The organism is Shewanella sp. 10N.261.52.F9, from assembly GCF_041471165.1.
Taxonomy (GTDB): Bacteria; Pseudomonadota; Gammaproteobacteria; order Enterobacterales; family Shewanellaceae; genus Shewanella; species Shewanella marinintestina.
In genome coordinates this window covers 1-20,349 of record NZ_JBFRNX010000008.1, presented here as the reverse complement: position 1 = coordinate 20,349, position 20,349 = coordinate 1, and the positions used below count along the sequence as shown (strand labels likewise).

General features: G+C 44.7%; 16 protein-coding genes. 15 read left to right on the top strand and 1 reads right to left on the bottom strand.

Going from position 1 to position 20,349, the window contains the following annotated elements; genetic code table 11:
• Positions 1-2 precede the first annotated feature (2 nt).
• The 13 genes from ftsL (at position 3) to lpxC (ending at position 15,544) form a co-directional block, all read left to right on the top strand.
• Positions 3-317, top strand: coding sequence for a cell division protein FtsL (gene ftsL / locus AB4298_RS05880; protein ID WP_248999896.1), 315 nt, complete (start codon positions 3-5; stop codon positions 315-317).
• On the top strand, positions 314-2,050 hold the full coding sequence (locus tag AB4298_RS05875) for a peptidoglycan D,D-transpeptidase FtsI family protein (RefSeq protein ID WP_248999895.1): 1,737 nt from the start codon (positions 314-316) through the stop codon (positions 2,048-2,050). Before ftsL ends, AB4298_RS05875 begins: the two co-directional genes overlap by 4 nt.
• A complete protein-coding gene (gene murE, locus AB4298_RS05870) occupies positions 2,047-3,516 on the top strand; it encodes a UDP-N-acetylmuramoyl-L-alanyl-D-glutamate--2,6-diaminopimelate ligase (protein ID WP_248999894.1) in 1,470 nt (489 codons plus the stop codon). The genes AB4298_RS05875 and murE overlap by 4 nt, the downstream gene beginning before the upstream one ends.
• Complete coding sequence (locus tag AB4298_RS05865; protein WP_371986014.1) at positions 3,513-4,892, top strand: UDP-N-acetylmuramoyl-tripeptide--D-alanyl-D-alanine ligase; 1,380 nt, start codon at positions 3,513-3,515, stop codon at positions 4,890-4,892. Before murE ends, AB4298_RS05865 begins: the two co-directional genes overlap by 4 nt.
• Positions 4,892-5,974, top strand: coding sequence for a phospho-N-acetylmuramoyl-pentapeptide-transferase (mraY, locus tag AB4298_RS05860; protein WP_371986013.1), 1,083 nt, complete (start codon positions 4,892-4,894; stop codon positions 5,972-5,974). The genes AB4298_RS05865 and mraY overlap by 1 nt, the downstream gene beginning before the upstream one ends.
• A 40-nt stretch (positions 5,975-6,014) precedes the next feature.
• The gene (murD, locus tag AB4298_RS05855; protein WP_371986012.1) at positions 6,015-7,334 is read left to right on the top strand and encodes a UDP-N-acetylmuramoyl-L-alanine--D-glutamate ligase; all 1,320 of its coding nucleotides are present in this window, start codon (positions 6,015-6,017) and stop codon (positions 7,332-7,334) included.
• Entirely contained in the window at positions 7,324-8,544 is a 1,221-nt protein-coding gene (gene ftsW, locus AB4298_RS05850; RefSeq protein WP_371986011.1) for a cell division protein FtsW, read from the top strand. Before murD ends, ftsW begins: the two co-directional genes overlap by 11 nt.
• An 8-nt stretch (positions 8,545-8,552) precedes the next feature.
• Complete coding sequence (gene murG, locus AB4298_RS05845) at positions 8,553-9,650, top strand: undecaprenyldiphospho-muramoylpentapeptide beta-N-acetylglucosaminyltransferase (protein WP_371986152.1); 1,098 nt, start codon at positions 8,553-8,555, stop codon at positions 9,648-9,650.
• A 1-nt stretch (position 9,651) separates the two neighbouring features.
• Complete coding sequence (gene murC, locus AB4298_RS05840; RefSeq protein WP_248999890.1) at positions 9,652-11,118, top strand: UDP-N-acetylmuramate--L-alanine ligase; 1,467 nt, start codon at positions 9,652-9,654, stop codon at positions 11,116-11,118.
• Positions 11,119-11,223: 105 nt separating this feature from the next.
• Entirely contained in the window at positions 11,224-11,991 is a 768-nt protein-coding gene (locus AB4298_RS05835; RefSeq protein WP_248999889.1) for a cell division protein FtsQ/DivIB, read from the top strand.
• Positions 11,991-13,226, top strand: a complete 1,236-nt coding sequence (gene ftsA / locus AB4298_RS05830; RefSeq protein ID WP_248999888.1) for a cell division protein FtsA — start codon at positions 11,991-11,993, stop codon at positions 13,224-13,226. The genes AB4298_RS05835 and ftsA overlap by 1 nt, the downstream gene beginning before the upstream one ends.
• 31 nt (positions 13,227-13,257) lie before the next feature.
• The gene (gene ftsZ, locus AB4298_RS05825) at positions 13,258-14,445 is read left to right on the top strand and encodes a cell division protein FtsZ (protein WP_248999887.1); all 1,188 of its coding nucleotides are present in this window, start codon (positions 13,258-13,260) and stop codon (positions 14,443-14,445) included.
• A gap of 178 nt (positions 14,446-14,623) precedes the next feature.
• Positions 14,624-15,544: a UDP-3-O-acyl-N-acetylglucosamine deacetylase gene (gene lpxC, locus AB4298_RS05820; RefSeq protein WP_248999886.1), complete on the top strand. Its 921-nt coding sequence runs from the start codon at positions 14,624-14,626 to the stop codon at positions 15,542-15,544.
• Between the two features lie 7 nt (positions 15,545-15,551).
• On the opposite strand, the gene AB4298_RS05815 is transcribed toward lpxC, so the two are convergent.
• Complete coding sequence (locus AB4298_RS05815; protein WP_248999885.1) at positions 15,552-16,004, bottom strand: DUF721 domain-containing protein; 453 nt, start codon at positions 16,002-16,004, stop codon at positions 15,552-15,554.
• A 27-nt stretch (positions 16,005-16,031) separates the two neighbouring features.
• Here AB4298_RS05815 and AB4298_RS05810 point away from each other — a divergent pair, with 27 nt between their 5' ends.
• Both AB4298_RS05810 and secA read left to right on the top strand, forming a co-directional pair.
• A complete protein-coding gene (locus tag AB4298_RS05810) occupies positions 16,032-16,931 on the top strand; it encodes a M23 family metallopeptidase (protein WP_248999884.1) in 900 nt (299 codons plus the stop codon).
• Between the two features lie 60 nt (positions 16,932-16,991).
• On the top strand, positions 16,992-19,715 hold the full coding sequence (secA, locus tag AB4298_RS05805; protein WP_248999883.1) for a preprotein translocase subunit SecA: 2,724 nt from the start codon (positions 16,992-16,994) through the stop codon (positions 19,713-19,715).
• Positions 19,716-20,349: the final 634 nt, after the last annotated feature.

Below are 20,349 nucleotides of genomic sequence, written 5' to 3'. Positions count from 1 at the left end.
AAGTGAATAAATCGCAATTGAATTTAACTCGCATCGTGTTGCTAGATCTTTGGCATCACAAGTGGGTAATGATTTTAGCGTTGCTAGTGATGTTGAATGCAATTGCGGTGGTGTACACCAGCCATGAAGGGCGTAAGTATACCAGTCAGTGGGACCAGTTATTACAAGAACGAGACCGGCTTGATATTGAGTGGCGTAACCTGTTGTTAGAGGAGCAGTCACGTTCAGAGCATAGCCGTATAACCCGGATAGCGACTAAAGAGCTGAATATGAATCGACCGCTACCCAAAGACGAAGTTGTGGTGAGAGTGCCATGAGTAAACAGGCAAAACGCAAACAAAAACCGCAGTTAATCCAATGGCGTCTTTACGTTGTTGTGGCGTTTGTTTGCCTGATGTTTACCAGTCTTATTGGTCGTGCGGCTTATATTCAAATCATCGAGCCTGAAAAGCTTCGTCACGAAAGTGATATGCGTACATTACGTACTACCAGTCGTGAAGTGCAGCGCGGCCTGATCACCGATCGTAATGGAGAGATGCTCGCGGTGAGCGTACCGGTAAAAGCTGTGTATGCAGACCCTAAAGTCGTACACGATAAAAACGGTTTTGCGGATATGCGTCGCTGGCAAGCGCTAGCTGATGTGTTGCATGAACCTAAAGAAGATATTCTAAAGCGTGTTCAATCTAACCCTCGTAAACGATTTACTTACCTTAAGCGTCAGGTTACTCCGGCCGTTGCCGATTATATCCGTCAGTTAAAACTGCCAGGTGTTTATCTTAAACCTGAGTCGCGCCGTTATTACCCTACGGGTGAGATTTCTGCGCAGTTAGTGGGGATTACTAATATCGATGATAAAGGTATTGAGGGCATTGAGAATACCTATAACGACTGGTTAACCGGTACACCGAGTAAGCAAAAAGTGCGTAAATCTCGAGACGGGCACGTGGTTGAGCGTCTCGATATGGTGCAAGAGGGTGAAAGCCCAAATGATTTAGTACTTAGTATCGACCAACGTATTCAACAGCTCGCTTATCGTGAGCTGAAAAAGGCGACAGAAGTTAACCAAGCGACATCAGGTTCTATTGTGGTGCTTGATGTACACACTGGCGAAGTCTTAGCGATGGCAAATACGCCATCTTACAATCCCAACTCCCGTGAGAATCTGCAAAGTTATCGTATGCGTAATCGTGCATTGACAGACTCTTACGAGCCCGGTTCTACGATTAAACCATTCGTGGTTGCTGCAGCACTAGAAGCTGGCACCATCAAAGCTGACGAGATTATTAAAACTCACCCTGGCCGTATGCGTATTGGTGGCAAGATTGTCCGTGATGGTCGTAACTATGGCGACTTATCGCTTAGCGGTATTTTGGTGCACTCAAGTAACGTAGGTATGACTAAGATAGCTTTGTCTATGCCAGTTCAAGAGCTACTTGGCGCATACCAAACCATGGGGTTGGGTAACTATTCCGGTATCAATTTAGAAGGCGAAAGTGCAGGTCTAATTCACGACCGTCGCCGCTGGTCTGAGTTTGAGCGGGCCACACTTTCCTTTGGTTATGGCTTAATGGCAACGCCATTACAGTTAGCCAGAATGTATTCAATTTTAGGTAACAAAGGCGTTCTTTATCCGGTTTCGATTTTAAAGCTCAAGCAAGAGCCTGAAGGGACGCAAGTACTTTCACCTGAAGTGGCGCAGAACGTCATGGAAATGCTGGTGGGAGTAACTGAAAAAGGCGGCACTGCATTAAAGGCACATATTGAAGGTTATCCCGTAGCGGGTAAGACAGGTACAGCACGTAAAGCTGTTGCTGGTGGCTATGGTGAAGACTACGTTGCGCTATTTGCCGGCGTAGCACCAGTGCATAATCCAAAGCTAGCAATTGCTGTGGTCGTTAACGAGCCAAAGGGTGATCGTTACTATGGTGGTGATATTGCCGCACCTGTTTTTGCTGCCGTTATGTCTGGTGCCTTGCAGATGCTAAATGTTGAGCCTATTTCAAACCGTGAAAAAGTCCGCTTAGCTGCAAATTCTAGGAGTGTAGAATGATGCTAATACGTGATTTATTGGCGCCATGGTTTCATTATTCGGGAGCTGAAAGCTTCCAAGAACTTACGCTGGACAGCCGAGCTGTGCAAGTGGGGGATCTGTTTGTTGCTATCCCTGGTTATCAGGCTGATGGCCGTAAATTTATAGCCGCCGCATTTGAGCGCGGCGCTGTAGCAGCTTTAGTCCATACGGACTTGCCAGATGAACACGGTAAAGTCACTAATGAAGCTGGCTTACAGGTTTTGTTTTTCCAATTAAATCGTCAGATCTCAGCTTTGGCCGCGCAAGCTTATCCGTTAACTGCATCACGACCCCAAATCATAGGCGTAACCGGTACTAACGGTAAAACTTCTGTCACTCAACTGGTAGCACAATTACAGTTGTTGCAGGGTAAACAAACTGCAGTAATGGGCACATTAGGCAATGGTCTATGGGGCGAGCTTGTCGACAGTGGCAATACTACTGCTGATCCAGTGACTCTTGTTAAACAACTACAAGAATTTGAACGAGCAGGTGCACAAACCTGCGCGATGGAAGTCTCTAGTCATGGTTTAGTACAAGGCCGTGTAGAGGCAGTGCCGTTTGATGTTGGCGTGTTTACCAACTTAAGCCGTGACCACCTCGATTACCATCATACGATGGAGGCTTACGGCGCTGCTAAAAAGCGTTTATTTCAATTTACTAGCTTACGTGCAGGTCTTATTAATTGTGATGATGCCGTTGGGCGTGAATGGTTGAATGAGCTGGCGTCAAACAAGTTATTAGCTTACAGCGTTAAAGGTGATTTAAGCGCGGATATTTATACTAAAGAGTGTCATTTCCATGATGCCGGCGTGTCTTGCACTCTAGTGTGGCCGCAAGGTGAAGCGCAGCTGGAGTCGCCGTTATTGGGAGACTTTAACCTAGCTAATTTAGTTGCGGCACTTGGGGCGCTTTATTTACTCGGTGAAGATATGCCAGCATTGGTGGCTTTAGCGAAGCAATTAGAGCCTGTTGCTGGACGGATGGAACGCTTTACTACTGCTAATGACGTTACCTTAGTTGTGGACTATGCACATACGCCAGATGCAATTGAGCAAGCGTTAAAAGCGCTACGCGTGCATTGCAATGGCACGCTTTGGTGTCTGTTTGGCTGTGGTGGCGATAGAGATAAAGGTAAGCGACCTATGATGGCGGCAAGTGCTGAACAATTTGCCGATAAAGTCATGGTGACTAGCGACAATTGCCGCACTGAAGATCCACAAGCCATTATAAATGACATTCTAGCGGGATTAACTTACCCACAGCAGGCATTAACTCAAATAGACCGTCAGCTCGCAATTAAAGAGATAGTTGCACAGGCCAGAGCGGGAGACATGGTGCTGTTGGCCGGTAAGGGCCACGAGACTTATCAAGAAGTTAATGGTGAAAAATTGAATTATGACGAAAGAGCCTTTACTAAGGCTATTGCTGAAGGTGCCCTATGATTAGCGTATCTTTGGCTGAGCTAGCAAAGCGAATAAATGGTCAGTTGATTGGCAATGACCTACAAATCGATAGCGTTTCGAGCGATAGCCGAGCCGTTAATAGTCAGACCCTGTTTGTGGCGATAAAAGGCGAAAAATTTGATGGCCATTGTTTCGCTCAAGCTGCGGTTGATGCTGGCGCTAATGCATTACTGGTTGAACGTGAATTACCAATAATTGCGACGCAATTGGTTGTTGAAAACAGCCAAAAGGCGATGGGTGAAATAGGTGCTTATGTGCGTGAGCAAATAGCTCCTACTTGTATAGCCTTAACAGGTTCAAACGGTAAAACCAGCGTTAAAGAGATGATTGCAACCATCTTGTCTCAGCATCATCAGGTGCTTTACACCGCGGGTAATTTTAATAATGAAATTGGCGTGCCGTTAACCTTGTTAAGACTGCAAGCGGGCGATGAATTTGGTGTCTTTGAATTAGGTGCCAATCACGCGGGTGAGATCGATTACACCTCAAGCTTAGTTAAGCCAAGCGTTGCCATGGTGAATAACGTAGCGTCAGCCCACCTTGAGGGTTTTGGTTCTTTAGAGGGCGTAGCCAAAGCTAAATCGGAGATTTTTAACCATATTAGCATCGGTGGCACAGCCGTAATTAATGCTGATGATGCATTTGCTGATGTAATGCTTCAGGCCTCTAGTCACGTTAAGCAGTTATGTTTTGGTATTAAAAATGAAGCATCGAGAGATCTCGATATTTTTGCTACAGATTTAATTGCTGATGCCTATGGGCGATATGCCTTTAGCCTTTGCTATGGTGCAGAAGTGCATCGAGTGGAGTTGCCGTTGGCTGGGCGTCATCAGGTGTCAAATGCGTTAGCAGCAACAAGCATGTGCTTAGCATTGAATTTATCTTTAGCTGAAATATGCCAAGGACTTAGTCAGCTTAAACCTGTAAAAGGGCGTATGTTGCCGAGCCAGCTTGGTCGAGTCACTGTGGTTGACGATAGTTATAACGCGAACCCTGCTTCTGTTGGCGCAGCAATTGACTGGCTTCAAGAAATTAAAGGAAATCGCTGTTTAGTACTGGGCGATTTAGGGGAATTAGGCGACAATGCCGCCCTTTTGCATCGTGAGCTTGGTGAATTAGCTAAGGCAAAGGGCGTTAATTCGTTATTTTGTGTTGGCACGCTAAGCGCGGGTGCTAGTCATGCTTTTGGTTCCAAACATTACCAAGATATAGAGAATTTGGTTGCAGGCCTAATTCAATATATCAATGAATTGCCTGCTGAAGTCACTGTGTTAGTGAAAGGTTCTCGCAGTGCAAGAATGGAACGTGTAGTTGAAGCTTTAACAATGGCCTTTGGTCGCGGGGAGTTTGTTTAATGCTGGTTTACCTGGCTGAGTATTTAACCCAATTTTACAGTGGGTTTAACGTATTTTCGTATGTCACATTTCGAGCTATTTTAGGCTTGATGACCGCTATGGTGTTAAGTCTTTGGTTAGGACCAAAGATGATTGAGCGTTTGCAGTTAATGCAAATTGGCCAGGTGGTACGTAATGATGGTCCTGAGTCACACTTTAGTAAGCGTGGTACGCCGACTATGGGCGGTTTGCTGATCCTTGCAGGTGTATTTATCAGTGTATTGCTGTGGGGTGACCTAGGCAGTCGTTATGTATGGGTCGTGCTATTTGTTTTAGGTAGTTTTGGCTTGATCGGCTTTATTGATGATTACCGTAAAGTAGTTCGCAAAGACACTAAAGGTTTGATTGCTCGCTGGAAATACTTTTGGCAATCAGCGGCCGCATTGACCATAGCTGTATACCTGTATGCATCTGCGGCAAGCCCAGGTGAAACCCAACTTGTAGTACCTTTCTTTAAAGATATTATGCCGCAACTTGGTGGTTTCTTTATCGTATTGGTTTACTTCACTATTGTAGGTTCAAGCAACGCGGTTAACTTAACTGACGGCTTAGATGGTTTGGCGATTATGCCAACCGTGATGGTCGCAGCAGCCTTTGCACTCATCGCTTATCTTTCTGGTCACGTGCAGTTTGCTAATTATTTACACCTACCTTATTTGCCTGGTGCAGGTGAGTTAGTGATTGTTTGTACCGCAATTGTTGGTGCGGGTCTTGGCTTCTTATGGTTTAACACCTATCCAGCACAAGTTTTTATGGGCGATGTCGGCTCATTAGCTCTTGGCGCCGCATTAGGTGCAATTGCTGTATTGGTTCGCCAAGAGATTTTACTGGTGATTATGGGCGGCGTATTTGTAATGGAAACGGTTTCTGTAATCCTGCAAGTCGGCTCATACAAGTTACGTGGTCAGCGGATTTTCCGCATGGCACCTATTCATCACCATTATGAGTTGAAGGGCTGGCCTGAGCCACGAGTGATTGTACGTTTTTGGATTATTTCATTGTTCCTAGTGCTGTTAGGCCTAGCGACACTGAAACTTAGATAATTGATATAAGTAAAATAACTTAGATTGAGATAGGTCTGATATGGCGCAGCAATATACACACATAGTTTTAGGTTTAGGTGCAACAGGTCTGTCTGTTGTGCGTTACCTGTGTGCGCAAGGCATTACCCCTCTTGTGATGGACAGCCGTGTTCAACCTCCTGGAGCTGATACGTTAGCGAGCGAATTTCCGCAGGTTGAATTAATTGCTGGTGGTTTTGATTGCCGCTATTTAGTGCAAGCGCAGCAGATTGTGATTAGCCCTGGTATCGCATGTGAAACTCCCGAGGTGAGAGTTGCATTTGATATGGGGATTGAGGTGATTGGCGATGTTGAGCTGTTTGCTAGAGAAGTGAGTAAAACTGATGCCAAAGTCATTGGTATTACAGGCTCAAATGGCAAGACAACAGTGACAACTTTGGTTGGTGAAATTGCTCAAGCTAGTGGTTGCTCTTATGCTGTTGGCGGTAATATTGGTGTACCAGCACTGGACTTACTTTTAGCGCCAAAAGACCTATACATTCTTGAGCTATCAAGCTTTCAATTAGAGACAACTCACAGCTTGCGCTGCACCGTAGCGACTTGTTTGAATATCAGTGAAGATCACATGGATCGCTATAGCGATTTGGAGTCTTACCGCCAAGCAAAGTTAAAGCTATATGATCAGACCAAGATGGTGCTGTTTAACCGCGAAGACTTACTTACAGTTCCTAATAACCCTGCGAACCAGAATAGTTTTGGTCTAGATATGCCTGAAGTTGATGCATGGGGTATTTCATCAGGGATGCTAGTACAGGGTGACAGTCCTATCATGGCTGTTAGTGATGTAGCGCTTGTCGGCAGTCACAATCATGCCAATGTTTTAGCTGCTATGGCATTAACCACTGCAGTGGGTATCAAGCGTGAATTTCAAGTACAGATCGCCAAAACGTTTAACGGTTTAGCTCACCGTTGTGAGACCGTTGCAGATATCGCTGGAGTTACTTATATCAACGACTCTAAAGCGACTAACGTTGGTGCAACCGTTGCCGCTATTGATGGATTAACTGACCACTTAGGTGAGTTAATTCTTATTGCTGGTGGCGATAGCAAAGGGGCTGATTTAACCAGTCTCGAACCTGTACTAGCTAAAGTCAGCCAATTAATTACTTTGGGTCGTGACGGTGACAAAATTGCAGCGCTAAAACCGGATGCTATTAGGGTTGCAACTATGGCGGAAGCCGTAGCTGCAGCGCATGAAGTCGCTACTGCTGGTGATATCGTTATCTTGTCGCCAGCTTGTGCAAGTTTAGATATGTACCCTAACTATATGGCGCGCGGAGATGAATTTCGTGGCTTGGTTGAAGCGTTAGATGATAACTAAAGCGAAGTTATCGAGTTTTTTTGGCGAGCATTTTAAATGGTCAATGCCGAATCTATTTAGCGATAGCTTAACGCCGAGCCAGTTGCTGTACGACAGATCATTGCTCTTTGCAGTATTAGCTCTGATTAGTTTTGGCTTTGTTATGGTGATGTCTGCTTCGATGCCAGAAGCACAGACATTAACAGGCAACCCGTTTCACTTTGTATGGCGCCATGGTGCATACCTGGTTGGATGCGTGATTATTGCGGTGGTGGTATTGCAGATAGAGATGCAATATTGGCAGCGCTTTAGCCCCTTATTATTGCTTGTTGTCGGCTTGATGTTATTTGCCGTGCTTCTTGTTGGTACAACGGTAAATGGTGCTACGCGTTGGTTGTCTATAGGGCCTATTCGTATTCAGGTTGCTGAGATTGCAAAGTTTGCTTTTGCGATTTATATGGCAGGGTATTTAGTTCGCCGACATCAAGAGATTAGAGAAAATGCTAAAGGGTTTTATAAGCCGATTGCAGTATTTGCAGCTTACGCAATTTTAATTTTGATGCAGCCTGACTTAGGTACCGTTGTGGTGCTGTTTGTTGGCACAGTTGGTTTGTTATTTTTAGCAGGGGCGCGCTTATTTGATTTCTTTGCACTGATACTGGCAGGCATTTTAGCGTTTGTCGCCTTGGTGTTATTGGAGCCTTATCGAATGCGCCGAGTGACGTCATTTCTTGACCCTTGGCAAGACCCATTTGGTAGTGGTTATCAGCTTACCCAATCGTTAATGGCTTATGGTCGTGGTGATTGGTTTGGCCAAGGCTTAGGCAACAGTATCCAGAAGTTAGAATATTTGCCCGAGGCACATACCGACTTTATCTTTGCTGTGATTGGTGAAGAGCTTGGTTTTATCGGAATTATCGCAGTATTAGCGGTACTGTTATTTGTTGCACTGAGGGCAATAAAGCTTGGCAACATGTGTTTAGCACTCGATCGTGCCTTTGAAGGTTACCTTGCCTACGGCATTGGTATTTGGATCTGTTTTCAGACCGTGGTTAACGTCGGTGCAAGTATCGGTATGTTGCCGACTAAAGGTTTAACACTGCCTTTTATTAGTTATGGCGGCAGTAGTTTATGGGTAATGACGGCAGCAGTGATGCTACTTATCCGTATCGATTATGAAAGAAGATTAAGTGTTGTTCAGGCCGTAGAAGGCAGGGCAAACAAACAATGAGTAAATTAATGACTGACCAAGCTGAAGAAAAGCGCATTTTAATCATGGCCGGTGGAACTGGTGGTCATGTATTTCCTGCGTTAGCCGTAGCTAAATATTTAAGCCAGCAAGGATGGAAAGTACGCTGGTTAGGTACCGCTGAGCGAATGGAAGCGAGATTAGTCCCACAACATGGCTTTGATATCGACTTTATTGATATCAAAGGTGTACGTGGTAATGGCTTGATGCGCAAATTGGCCGCGCCATTTAAGATTTTACGTTCGGTCATGCAGGCGCGGGCAGTGATTAAAAGCTTTAAGCCTGATGTGGTGATGGGAATGGGCGGATTTGCTAGTGGGCCTGGTGGCGTAGCAGCCAAGTTGTGCGGTATTCCATTAATATTGCACGAACAAAATGCCATTCCTGGAATGACGAATAAACTGTTGTCACGCATTGCATCAGAAGTCTTGTGTGCCTTTGAAGGTACCTTTACTGATGTTAAAGCGCAAACAGTTGGCAATCCTATCCGCAAAGAGCTGATTGCTCTAGGTGATAAGCGGGAGGCTTGTTGTGATGATGACTCACTTAAAGTGCTCGTTGTTGGCGGAAGTTTAGGCGCCAAGATTTTTAATGATGTTATGCCAAGTGTATTAGAAGGTGTGAGTAAGACTCACTCTATGACTGTATGGCATCAAGTTGGTCGCGATAATCTAAGTTCAGTTAAAGCTGAATACCAGCGTTTAGGTCAAGATGGCAGCGTCAGTGTTGCTGAGTTTATTGATGATATGGAAGCTGCTTATCGTTGGGCTGATGTGGTGGTTTGTCGTTCAGGTGCATTGACGGTTTCAGAGCTTGCAGCTGTTGGCTTACCAAGCCTATTGGTGCCTTACCCACATGCTGTTGACGATCATCAAACTAAGAACGCTAAAGTACTGGTTAATGCTGGGGCAGCTTTCTTATTGCCACAGCCAATTGTCGATACCAGCAAGTTAATGACTAAGTTGTCTATGTTGGCATCGGACAAACAAGAATTATGCAATATGGGGCAACGTGCCCGAGACGTAGCGATATTAGACGCCACACAAAGAGTGGCTAACGTCTGTATTCGATTAGCTGAGAAGGGTTGAAATGAGTAACAAAGCAGAAAAGCATTCACAGCTAAGATCGATGATCCCTGAAATGCGTAGGGTTAAACATATTTATTTTGTTGGCATCGGTGGCGCTGGTATGGGCGGCATCGCAGAAGTCCTTGTGAACGAAGGTTACAAGTTAAGTGGTTCAGACATTGCGGCAAGCCCAGTAACTGAACGACTAGAACAGTTAGGCGCAACAATTTACCTTGGCCATGATGCAAGCCAGGTCAAAGATGTTGATGTGGTTGTTGTCTCTACAGCAATTAGTGCAGATAACCCAGAATTGGTTGCCGCTAAAGAATTACGTATTCCTGTAGTGCGCCGCGCCGAGATGCTGGCAGAGTTAATGCGTTATCGTCATGGCGTTGCTGTAGCGGGCACACACGGCAAGACCACTACAACCAGCTTAATCGCTAGTGTTTATGGTGAAGCTGAGCGCGATCCAACATTTGTTATTGGTGGCTTGCTTAACAGTGCAGGTACCAATGCTCGTTTAGGCCATAGCCGTTACCTTATCGCCGAGGCGGATGAGAGTGATGCGAGCTTCTTGCATTTGCAGCCTATGGTTAGTGTGGTGACCAATATTGAAGCCGATCATATGGATACTTATGAAGGCGACTTAGAGAAGCTAAAAACGACGTTTGTCGACTTCTTACATAATCTGCCTTTCTATGGTGTAGCAGTTGTTTGTATCGATGATCCAATTGTACGTGAGCTTATTCCACGTATAAGTCGCAAAGTAGTGACTTACGGATTTAGTGAAGATGCAGATGTACGAGCAGTAAGCTTTAAGCAAACAGGTTACAGCTGTGAATTTACGGTTCGCCGTGCGGGTATGGATGACTTGCAGTTGTCGGTTAATTTACCGGGCGAACATAACGTACTTAATTCATTGGCTGCTATTGCAGTGGCGACTGAAGATGAAATCGCAGATGAAGCGATTATTAAGGCGTTAGCGGAGTTCCAAGGCATTGGTCGCCGTTTCCAACAGATTGGTGAGTTCAACACATCTAAAGGCGAAATTAAGCTAGTTGATGACTATGGTCATCACCCGAGCGAAGTTGCTGCCACGATTAAAGCTGCGAGACTAGGCTGGCCTGAACGTCGCTTAGTCATGATATACCAGCCACATCGCTATAGCCGAACTCGTGACTTGTATGAAGATTTTGTTGAAGTTCTATCACAAGTTGACTGCCTACTAATGCTAGATGTTTATTCGGCAGGCGAAGCACCAATTCCTGGCGCTGATAGCCGAGCATTATGCCGCTCGATTCGAGTTCGTGGTCAAGTTGAGCCGGTGTTTGTTGCTAGCAGCGAGCAACTTGAAACACTTTTACCTGAGATTTTACAAGGCGGCGATTTGTTGCTGACTCAAGGCGCAGGAAATATCGGTGTTGTTTCGCGTACCTTGGCGGAGTCAAATCTAGGGTTCAATACCGTGATTGACGAAAAAAATGTGTAATTTAGAGCGATATAGCTTAATTTATCCATCAAATTTTGACGCTTGGAATAAGGGCTATATAATGGCCGATTTTCTGAGTTTACGGTTGCAAAAGGAAGCCTAAAGGTGTCTTGGCGCAAGAAAGGTCAGCGTGTTCGAGTTTTGCTATTAGAAGCCGATTGGTATTTGTGCTTCGGCTTGGTGTTTTTGCTATGTGTACTGATAGGTTTCGGTATGGCTGCAATGAAGCTAGACACCTTGCTAAATGACGCAGATGCGCTGCCTATTGAAGCTGTTGCGGTAAAGGGTGAAAGGATTTACACCGAAGATGAAGAGATCCAACTTGCATTACAAGATTTGATGCAACGAAGCTTTTTTTCTGCGGATGTAAACCAAGTGCAAGATGCCCTAGAAGCACTACCTTGGGTTTATCAAGCTTCAGTACGTCGTGAGTGGCCAGCCAAATTAAAAATCTATTTGGTTGAACAAAAGCCAGTTGCACATTGGAATGGTGATGCTTGGCTCAATATTTATGGCGAAGTGTTTGATGCCCCAATGAAAGAAGGTATACCTAACTTACCTTTCTTGACGGGACCTGAAGAGCAAGGTAAGTCGGTGCTAACTACTTACCAACAGTTAGGCGAACTTTTAAGAATTAATGGCTTTAACTTACAAAGCTTAAGTTTAAGCCCTAGACATGCTTGGCATGCTGAGCTCAATAATGGCATTAAGCTGGAGCTTGGCCGAGAAGACAAGATGGCAAGGATACAAAGATTTATTCACGTCTACCCGCAACTTGCAAAGCAAGATAAACAGGTAGCTATCGTGGATTTGCGCTACGACACAGGTTTGGCCGTAGGTTGGGATGATGCACAAAAGAGAGCCGTTAATTAATGACCAAGAATCTAGATAGAAATCTGATTGTGGGATTGGACATAGGGACGTCAAAAGTCGCTGTGATCATTGGTGAAGTATTGCCTGACGGTGAGATCAGTATTGTCGGCCTGGGTAACCACCCCTCAAGAGGGATGGACAAAGGGGGCGTTAACGACCTCGACTCTATCGTTCGTAGTGTGCAAAGAGCATTAGACCAAGCAGAACTAATGGCTGATTGCCAAGTCTCATCTGTATACCTGAGCATTTCGGGTAAACATATCGAATGCCAAAATGAAAATGGCATGGTATCGATTAATGATGAAGAAGTGACACAAGAAGACGTTGATAACGTTATTCATACCGCACGCTCGGTAAAAATACCGACAGAGCGCCGTATTCTGCATGTGTTACCGCAAGAGTACGCCATTGATGTACAAGACGGCATTAAGAGCCCTATTGGTATGTCAGGTATGCGTATGGAAGCGAAAGTCCATATCGTCACTTGTGCTAACGATATGGCGAAGAATATCACTAAGAGTGTTGAGCGCTGCGGTTTAAAAGTTGATGACTTAGTGTTTTCAGCAATCGCGTCAGCAGACTCAGTACTAACTGATGATGAAAAAGACTTAGGTGTTTGTTTAGTTGACATCGGTGGCGGCACCACAGATATCGCGGTTTATACCAATGGTGCACTGCGTCATTGTGCTGTTGTGCCAGTTGCGGGCAATCAGGTGACTAACGACATAGCTAAGATATTCCGCACGCCTTTGTCACATGCAGAACAAATTAAAGTTGAACATGCGAGTGCTCGCAGTTCAATGGTGAGTCGTGAAGACAGTATTGAGGTGCCATCTGTAGGCGGTCGTCCGTCACGTAGTATGTCGCGTCATACATTGGCAGAAGTCGTTGAGCCAAGATACCAAGAATTATTTGAATTAATCCTAAAGCAGCTGCATGACAGCGGGCTAGAAGATCAAGTGGCAGCGGGTATTGTCATTACTGGTGGTACAGCATCAATTGAAGGTGCTGTGGACATCGCTGAGGCAACCTTTGGTATGCCAGTAAGAATGGCACAGCCGCTACCAGTTAAAGGTTTACATGAATATGTGGACCAACCTATTTACTCTACCGGAGTTGGGTTGCTTCACTATGGTGCGCGCAGAGTGATTGAACGTCAGTTCGAACGTCCTGAGCGACAAGGGGTCACCAGTCTTTGGAATCGGGTCCAAAGTTGGTTTAAAGGCGAGTTTTAGTTAATAACGCAGGCATAACGGAGAGAAGACCATGTTTGAGATCATGGATAGTCATACAGACGAAGCGGTGATTAAGGTCATCGGTGTCGGTGGCGGCGGTGGTAATGCTGTCGAGCATATGGTTAAACACAACATCGAAGGTGTTGAGTTTGTAGCAACAAATACTGACGCACAAGCACTGCGTAAGTCTGCTGCATCAACCACAATTCAATTAGGTCGCGATGTGACCAAAGGTTTGGGCGCTGGCGCAAACCCTGAAATTGGTCGTCTAGCGGCTGAAGAAGATAAAGAAAGCATTCGTAATGCGATTAAAGGTTCAGACATGATCTTTATCGCTGCAGGTATGGGCGGTGGTACAGGTACTGGTGCTGCACCTGTTGTTGCTGAGATTGCACGTGAAGAAGGTATTCTTACCGTTGCAGTAGTCACTAAGCCTTTCCCATTCGAAGGCAAAAAGCGTATGACTTACGCGGACCAAGGTATCGAGCAGCTTGCTAAACATGTTGACTCATTGATCACGATTCCGAACGAAAAACTGCTTAAAGTTCTTGGTCGTGGCACCTCTTTATTAGATGCCTTTGCAGCAGCAAACAACGTACTGCTTGGTGCTGTTCAAGGTATTGCAGAGCTAATTACTCGTCCTGGTCTAATCAACGTCGATTTCGCCGACGTGAAAACCGTTATGTCTGAAATGGGTAATGCCATGATGGGCACCGGTGTTGCCAGTGGTGAAGATCGTGCTGAAGAAGCGGCTGAGGCTGCTGTGGCAAGTCCACTACTTGAGGATATCGATCTTGCAGGCGCTCGTGGTGTTCTAGTGAACATTACAGCTGGCATGGATATGAGTATCGAAGAGTTCGAGACTGTGGGTAACCACGTTAAGGCTTATGCTTCTGACAACGCAACAGTGGTTGTTGGTGCGGTCATTGATCCTGAAATGTCTGATGAGCTACGTGTAACGGTTGTTGCTACCGGTATTGGTGCTGAGAAAAAGCCTGATATCCAGTTAGTGTCTAAGCCTGCTCCACGTCCTGAGCCAATCGTTCCAGCAGAACCTCGTGTTGAGAGTTTTGCAGCTGAAGATGCAATTGCGCCAACTATGTCGCACGGCAACACTGCTACCGCAGCTCAACCACAAGTGGCGACACCTGTAACCGAGAAGAAGAACGAACTAGACTACTTAGATATTCCAGCATTTTTGCGTAAGCAAGCTGATTAATATAAGTGTTAATAGATAGTTAACAGGTGTAAGGCAATACTTAAATGTTGTCTTAAAGCTGAGTGAATTTTGGTTAATTTGCAAAGATATGCTAAGATATCCGACCAGCATAGCCTACACACGGCCAAAAAGTGTGTGGTTAGTGCTCTTTATGTTGAGATGATAAACGGGTAAGTACATGATTTTTCAAAGAACTGTAAAAGAAATGGTTAAGACTACTGGTGTTGGATTGCATTCCGGCAACAAGGTGACTTTGATCATTAAACCCGCACCAGTTAATACCGGCATTAAACTTGTTCGTACTGACTTGTCGCCTGCAGTGGAAATTCCAGCTGTAGCCGACCAAGTACGTGAAACAACAATGTGTACTGCTTTGGTTAATGATGATGGTGTTCGTATCTCAACAATTGAGCATCTATTTGCAGCGCTAGCCGGACTAGGTATTGATAACGCAGTTATTGAAGTTGACGCGCCTGAAATTCCAATTATGGATGGTAGTGCGAGTCCTTTTGTATTCCTACTGCAATCAGTAGGTATTCAAGAGCAAAGCGCAGCTAAAAAATATATCAAAATCACAAAACCTATTCGCGTTGAAGACGGTGATAAGTGGGCTGAGTTAAAGCCATTTAAAGGCTTTCGAGTTGATTTCGCAATTGACTTTAACCACCCAGAGATCGCACGTAGTCAACAGCATATGGTTATGGATTTTTCATCATCTGCTTTTGTTAAAGATATCAGCCGCGCAAGAACTTTCGGTTTTATGCGAGATATCGAATACCTAAGAGCCAATAATCTAGCACTAGGCGGCAGCATGGAAAATGCTGTTGTACTTGACGAATACCGCGTCCTCAACCCCGATGGCCTGCGTTATGAGGACGAGTTCGTTAAGCACAAGATCCTTGATGCTTTTGGTGATTTATATGTCGCGGGACACGCCATAGTTGGTGAGTTCTGTGCATATAAAACAGGGCATGCACTTAACAACCAGTTAGTGCGCGCCATGCTTGCACAGCAAGATGCTTGGGAAATCGTGAGTTTTGAAAAAGAAGCCGATGCACCTGTCAGCTTCTCAGTACCAGCCGGTGCTGTATTCGCTTAATCGCGAATTAAGATTGCCTTGAACGGCTGGCCAATGCAGCCAGCCGTTTTAGTTTTACCGCTAATGTCCCCTCTGTATGTTCAGCTAAAGCTTCAATGTGAGCGGCGGCGTTTTCACTAATTAGGTTGTGAGCAGGCTTGGATTTTGTTTCATACATTAACAAGCTTGGGTTGACTTTAACCTCGATTGCGGTAAGCATGGGTAGCGTTTCGGCTTGTAGCAATTGTAGTATTTTGGGTTTTTGGAAGTTAATTCTTGCCGCCCAAGCAGCCGTGGTTGTTTCAATCACCAAGATCCCTTGGCGTAAATTGGCAACCTTTAGTTGCTCTGTCACTGGACCAGTTAGCACTTGTTTCACGTAGTGATCTAAGTGTAATAACAGTTCTGCTTTTTCAGCCAGATTAGGCATAGTGCCTTGCTGGTGCAGTAACTGACTGAGATCCTGAGGGGGCTTTTTCATATGATAATAAAATGGCTTAATTAGGCTATGAGTGTAACAGTTTTTATTCAAGGTCGAAATGGTGCCACACGCTGGCAACCAGGAAAGCGTTGGCTGCTATTACCAATACTGCTGATTGCAGCAGGTACAGGTCTATATCAGCACAATGCAAAGCAACTTACACAGCAACAAGCTAATGTCGATAGTGAGCGAATGGCTCGCGAAGAACAAAAGGATGAGTTAATTGCACTTAAAAGTGCGACTGAAACTCAGCTTTCGATGTTGGTTGCCCACGTTGCACGTATGCAAGCTAAACTCACGCGCATAGAAGCCTTGGGTCAGCAAGTTGCTCTCAATAATCAATTAGAAGATCAATTTGATTTCTCTTCTGAAGTCGGTGTTGGCGGTATCAGTGAATTAGGTACTAACATCGAACTCGACCAGCTTATCGCAGATATGGATGAGTTGGTGTCTCGAATAGATAATAATAATGTTCAGCTTTCACTACTTGAAACAGTAGCATCTAATCTCCATATAGATGAAGAACGTTATATATCTGGGCGACCAATTCAAAAAGGTTGGTTATCCTCGCCCTACGGTTTACGAAATGATCCTTTTAATGGCAAAAGAACGATGCATAAAGGTATCGACTTTGCAGGAAAAGAGGGCGTCGATGTAATCGCTACCGCAGGTGGTGTGGTTACATGGGCGGACAAGATGTTTGGCTATGGTAATTTAGTTGAAATTGATCATGGAAATGGTCTAAGTACACGCTATGGTCATAATAAAGCTTTGTCAGTAAATGTGGGCGACGTGGTCGCTAAAGGCGATAAAATCGCTGTGATGGGAAGTACTGGGCGCTCAACCGGGCCTCATGTACACTATGAAGTGTTGCGTGGTGGACAGCAGATCGATCCGCAAAAGTATGTCTACCGCAAGGCAGGTTAATCGTAAAATAGGCTTTCAGGCTCTCAAAGGGACTTGGCCAACAACATAGAAGTGGTTCAGATGTTTGGTAAATTACTGACAAAAGTATTTGGTAGTCGCAACGATCGTACACTTAAAGCATTCGGTAAAGTGGTTAATAAAATTAATGCACTAGAAGCTGAGTACGAAAAACTATCGGATGAAGAATTAAAAGCAAAAACCGCCCACTTCCGCGAGCGTTTAGACGGTGGTGAATCATTAGATGGCGTATTACCTGAAGCATTTGCTACGGTACGTGAAGCATCAAAACGTGTTTTCGAAATGCGTCACTTTGATGTGCAGATGATTGGTGGCATGATCCTCGACAGTAACCGTATTGCAGAAATGCGTACTGGTGAAGGTAAAACCTTAACGGCAACTCTGCCTGCTTATTTGAATGGTTTAACTGGTAAAGGTGTTCACGTAATTACCGTGAATGACTACTTAGCGGGTCGTGATGCTGAAAATAACCGTCCTCTTTTTGAATTCCTAGGCTTAACTGTTGGTATTAACGTTGCGGGTCTTGGGCAAGTAGAAAAGAAAGCGGCTTATGATGCCGATATTACTTACGGTACTAACAACGAATTCGGTTTCGACTACCTACGTGACAATATGGCGTTCTCTCCAGCTGAGCGCGTACAACGTCCATTGCATTACGCTCTAATCGACGAAGTTGACTCGATTCTAATCGATGAAGCACGTACGCCACTTATTATTTCCGGTGCGGCTGAAGATAGCTCAGAGCTATACATCAAGATCAACACTCTAATCCCTAACCTTATTGCTCAAGATAAAGAAGATACTGAAGAGTATGTAGGTGAAGGTGATTACTCAGTTGATGAGAAGTCAAAGCAAGTTCATATGACTGAGCGCGGTCAAGAAAAAGTTGAAGTCTTATTGACTGAGCGCGGCATGCTAGCCGAAGGTGATTCACTTTACTCAGCAGCTAACATATCTCTGTTGCACCATGTGAACGCGGCACTGCGCGCACATACATTATTCGAAAAAGACGTCGACTATATTGTGCAAGACAACGAAGTGGTTATTGTTGATGAGCACACTGGCCGTACTATGCCGGGTCGTCGTTGGTCTGAAGGTTTACATCAAGCGGTAGAAGCTAAAGAAGGGGTTCATATTCAAAATGAAAACCAAACATTAGCATCGATCACTTTCCAGAACTTCTTCCGCCAATACCAAAAGCTTGCCGGTATGACGGGTACAGCTGACACTGAAGCGTTCGAATTCCAACACATCTATGGTTTAGACACGGTTGTTGTTCCGACAAACCGTCCAATGGTTCGTAAAGACCATCCGGATCTTGTTTATCTTACAGCTGATGAAAAGTACGCCGCAATCGTTAAAGATATCGTCGGTTGTCGTGAGCGTGGCCAGCCAGTATTGGTTGGTACTGTTTCGATTGAACAATCAGAGCTACTGCACAGCTTATTAAAGAAAGAAAAGATCCCACATGAGATCTTGAATGCTAAATTCCACGAACGTGAAGCGGATATTGTTGCGCAAGCTGGTCGTACAGGTGCGGTAACTGTTGCTACTAACATGGCGGGTCGTGGTACAGATATCGTGTTAGGCGGTAACTGGAACATGGAAATCGAAGCATTAGCTGATGCAACTGATGAACAGAAAGCTAAGATTAAAGCTGACTGGAAAATTCGACACGATGAAGTGGTTGACGCTGGTGGCCTGCATATCTTAGGTACAGAACGTCATGAATCTCGTCGTATCGATAACCAGCTACGTGGTCGTTCTGGACGTCAAGGTGACTCAGGTTCATCTCGTTTCTACTTATCTATGGAAGATAGCTTAATGCGCATCTTCGCTTCAGACCGTGTTTCTTCAATGATGAAGAAATTAGGTATGGAAGAAGGTGAAGCAATTGAGCATCCATGGGTATCGCGTGCTATTGAAAACGCACAGCGTAAAGTAGAAGCACGTAACTTCGATATTCGTAAGCAATTGCTTGAGTTTGATGATGTTGCTAACGATCAGCGTCAGGTTGTCTATGCACAGCGTAATGAGCTAATGGATGCTGAAAGTATTCAAGACACCATTACTAACATTCAAGAAGACGTAGTAAATGGTTTAGTTGACCAATACATTCCTCGTCAGTCAGTAGAAGAGCTTTGGGATGTTGAAGGTCTAGAGAAGCGTCTACAACAAGAGTACGCAATGAACCTTCCTATCCAAGAGTGGTTAGATAAAGAAGATGACTTGCACGAAGAAACATTACGCGAGCGTATCGTTGAAACTTGGGTTAACGCCTACAAAGCTAAAGAAGAGATGGTAGGCGAGCAAGTACTACGTCAATTCGAAAAAGCAGTAATGCTACAAACGCTTGATGGTTTATGGAAAGAACACCTTTCTGCAATGGATCACTTACGCCAAGGTATTCACTTACGTGGTTACGCACAGAAGAATCCTAAGCAAGAGTATAAGCGCGAATCATTCGAGTTATTCCAGCAAATGCTTGAGTCATTAAAGCATGATGTGATCAGTATTTTGTCTAAAGTACAAGTACAGGCACAATCAGATGTTGAAGAGATGGAAGAACGTCGTCGTCAAGAAGATGCCAAGATCCGTCGCGATTACCAACATGCAGAAGCTGAAGCTATCGTTGGTGCTGAAGAGAGTGCAGCTCTAGCTGCTACTCAACCAACTGTACGTGATGGCGAGAAAGTTGGTCGCAACGATCCATGCCCTTGTGGTTCAGGTAAGAAGTATAAGCAATGCCACGGTAAACTAAGCTAGATTAAAGCTAGTAAGTAAAAGTACTGTTGTATACAGAAAGGGTGACTCATTGAGTCACCCTTTTTTGTTGCTTGTATAAGGTATCGAAATAATAGCGACTCGCAGTGAGTAATGAAAATAAGCAAGGGATAATTGGATAAGTAGCACAGAAGGAAAGAATAGAATGGCTATTAAGAAGGTGCCTAGTATGTGTTGCATAGTACGAAGTTCTTTTGCAGAACAGAGGTAAAGCCCTTATTGGTTATAAAATCCACGTCAAAAGTGAGTTTTGTGGATAAGTCTGAGGGTAACTAGTGATTAAGTTGTGCTTAAATAAAAACATTGAAAAAACCTTAATTTTCTTTAAAAAAGCGCTTGCGCTCTTTTAAAATCTCCCTATAATGCGACCCCACTGACACGGCGAAGCAGGCCACCTACCAAGCGTTAGGCTAGATAGAATGGGACTTGCAGCAGAGTTAGAGAGATTAACTTCTACGGAAATTGACCTCAGGTGACAATCGCTTTAAGAGCTTCGATTGATGTGACTTGTATAAAGAATCATCGCTTGAAAAACTTCTTAAAATAAGCGCTTGACGCCGACACTAGGAAGTGTAGAATACGCCTCCTCAGCCAAACGACCTAAGCGTCTAAGGCG